Source organism: Maritimibacter sp. 55A14, from assembly GCF_003122205.1.
In the GTDB taxonomy this organism is placed as follows: domain Bacteria; phylum Pseudomonadota; class Alphaproteobacteria; order Rhodobacterales; family Rhodobacteraceae; genus QEYE01.
This window is the reverse complement of the sequence record NZ_QEYE01000052.1, coordinates 1-2,608: the sequence shown is the minus strand read 5'-3', so window position 1 is coordinate 2,608 and position 2,608 is coordinate 1. Positions and strand designations below refer to the sequence as shown.

General features: G+C 63.4%; 2 protein-coding genes. Both read left to right on the top strand.

The window, feature by feature from the left end; genetic code table 11:
* Positions 1–139 precede the first annotated feature (139 nt).
* The gene (locus DDZ14_RS19095) at positions 140–1,054 is read left to right on the top strand and encodes a tyrosine-type recombinase/integrase (RefSeq protein WP_109426559.1); all 915 of its coding nucleotides are present in this window, start codon (positions 140–142) and stop codon (positions 1,052–1,054) included.
* A gap of 6 nt (positions 1,055–1,060) precedes the next feature.
* Positions 1,061–2,260: an IS91 family transposase gene (locus DDZ14_RS19090; protein ID WP_109426558.1), complete on the top strand. Its 1,200-nt coding sequence runs from the start codon at positions 1,061–1,063 to the stop codon at positions 2,258–2,260.
* Positions 2,261–2,608: the final 348 nt, after the last annotated feature.

The window sequence follows — 2,608 nt, the reverse complement described above, 5'->3', positions numbered from 1 at the left end:
CTCTGGCACTAAATCGCTATGCGATAGTGGCTCTGTGTGGTGGGCGTTGCGCTGAACTGGGATTTGCTTCGCGGTTTTCGATGCCGGGTGTGTGCTGTTGGCCGAGGTGATTTTGCCTCGATTGACAGAGGGCTTTCCCATGAATGTTCAGCATTCCACACCGACGACACTCCTTCGCGCGCGCATGATTGCGGATATGTCGGCACGCAACCTCGGAACGGCGTCGCAGACCAGCCACTTGCGCGCCTGCAAGCGATTTGCGGCCTGGCTCGGGCGCTCGCCGGAGACAGCGACACCAGATGATGTGAGGGATTTTCAGCGGCATCTGATCGAGAGCGGGACGAGTATCTGCACCCGCAACCAGACGATGACCGGGGTGAAGTTTTTGCTTCGGGTCACCCTGCGGCGACATGATCTGGCGGCCGAGGTTTTTCACCTCAAGGAGCCTGTGAAGGTGCCGCTTGTGCTGAGCCGCAATGAGGTCAAACGCCTTCTGGCCATGGCACCCGGCCTGAAGGCGCGCGTTATGCTCTCGCTCGCCTACGGGTGCGGCATGCGCGCGGGCGAGGTCGTCCGGCTGAAGGTCGGCGACATCGACGGGGAACAGAAGATCATCCGCATCGTGCAGGCCAAGGGCCGAAAGGATCGCAACGTGATGCTGCCCGCGGATATCTTGGGCCTGTTGCGCGAGTGGTGGACCGAACGCCCGACCGGCCAGGACACGGGCGTGCCCGGGCCCGATCGCGTTCTCTTCCCCGGCTATCGTGGCAGGCATCTCTCCGCCCGCCAGATTTCACGGCTGTTCAAGGAGGCGGCGCGGGCGGCAGGCATCACCAAGCCGGTCACGCTGCACACGTTGCGCCATTCGTTTGCGACGCATCTTCTGGAACGCGGCGTGGACATTCGGGTCATTCAGGCGCTGCTCGGGCACACCAAACTGACCACGACTGCGCGCTATGCCAGCGTTGCTACCGGCATGATCTCGGCGGTGGCGAGCCCGCTGGACGATTTGACCGCTGCGAAGCGCAAGAAGGGTAAGAGAGGCGCTTCGTAAACCGCCTTGCCTCAGTCACGGCTGGAGGTTGCGGGTATTTTCCGCGCCCATGGGCCTGCCTGGCGGGCGGCTAACGCGGGCCATGTCAGCCTCGATCAGTTGAAGGTGATGAGCGCCATCGAGCGCTGCCGCACGGCAGCGCTCGGCGGCCATGTCGCGCGATGTGAAGACTGTGGGCGTGAACACATTGCCTACAACTCTTGTCGGAACAGGCACTGTCCAAAATGTCAGGCGGGTGCGGCAAAGGCATGGTTGACGGCGCGGGAGGCCGAACTGCTGCCCGTGCGGTATTTCCACCTCGTCTTCACGCTGCCAAAACCGGTCGCTGACATCGCCCACCAGAACAAGCGGGAGCTCTACAATCTGCTGATGCGGGCGAGCGCGGACACGGTGATCAGGATCGCCACCGACCCCAAACACCTCGGCGCCCGGGTCGGCGTCACATCCGTGCTTCATACTTGGGGCTCGGCGATGACGCATCATCCGCATGTCCACATGATCGTGCCGGGCGGCGGCCTGTCTGCGGACAGCACCAGGTGGATCGCCTGCCGCAGGAATTTCTTCCTCTCCGTTCGGGTTCTGTCCCGCCTGTACCGCCGCCTCGTCCTGGACGGGCTGGCCCGGCTGCACACAGCCGGGAAGCTGCACTTCTTCGGCGGCCATGCCGAGCTTGTTGATCGTGCGGCCTTCGACGCTTTCCTGCAACCGCTGCGCAAGATCGATTGGGTCGTGTATGCCAAGGAGCCCTTCGCCGGACCCGGGGCCGTGCTGGCATACCTGTCGCGCTACACCCACCGTGTCGCGATCTCCAACAGCCGCCTGATCCGCGTGGACGACCAGAGCGTCACCTTCCGCGTCAAGGATTACCGCGTCAACGGCCCCGGGCGGCATACCACCATGACCCTGAAGGCCGACGAGTTCATCCGCCGGTTCCTGATCCATGTCCTGCCCAAGGGGCAGCATCGCATCCGCCACTACGGCTTCTTCGGGAATGGCAACCGTGCCGCCAATATCGCCAGGATCAGGGAACTGCTCGGAGCAGAACGGGGTCGCGCTTGTGATGACACTGTTGACGATACCGTTGCGCACCGCGGCGTCCTCGCGCTGCCATGCCCCTGCTGCGGTGGGCAACTGATCATCGTCGAAACGATCGCGCCGCAACGACATCCCAGAGCGCCGCCAGGAACAGCGAGGGCCGCTGCATGACACGCGCGCCAAAGACCGGAATTCCAATCCCCGCCGTTCGCGACACCGCTTGCGACCCGACCGGCATGCCCGCAGCCCGGATCGTAGTGGTGCGAAAGGTGTCGATATCCGCGAGGTGCGACGCATGTTCATCAAAGCTCGCAAGACCCGCGCCGAAGCTGCCTGCAAGAGTGCAGTCAGCCCAACCTGCGCAACAAGAACCTGGGCAATCAACCGCTTCAAATCCCCATAGACCCAGCTGATCCGCCCAATTCCAAACCCGCGATTTCCCGCTTGAGCGCTTCTCCGACGCCAGGCAACGCCGTGTGTCACTCAAACGTCGCGCGTGGCGTCCGAGAAACCTGCATC

Excerpts from the sequence above, each read along its gene's own strand:
- DDZ14_RS19095 (WP_109426559.1), top strand. The coding sequence starts at position 140 with ATGAATGTTCAGCATTCCACACCGACGACACTCCTTCGCGCGCGCATG.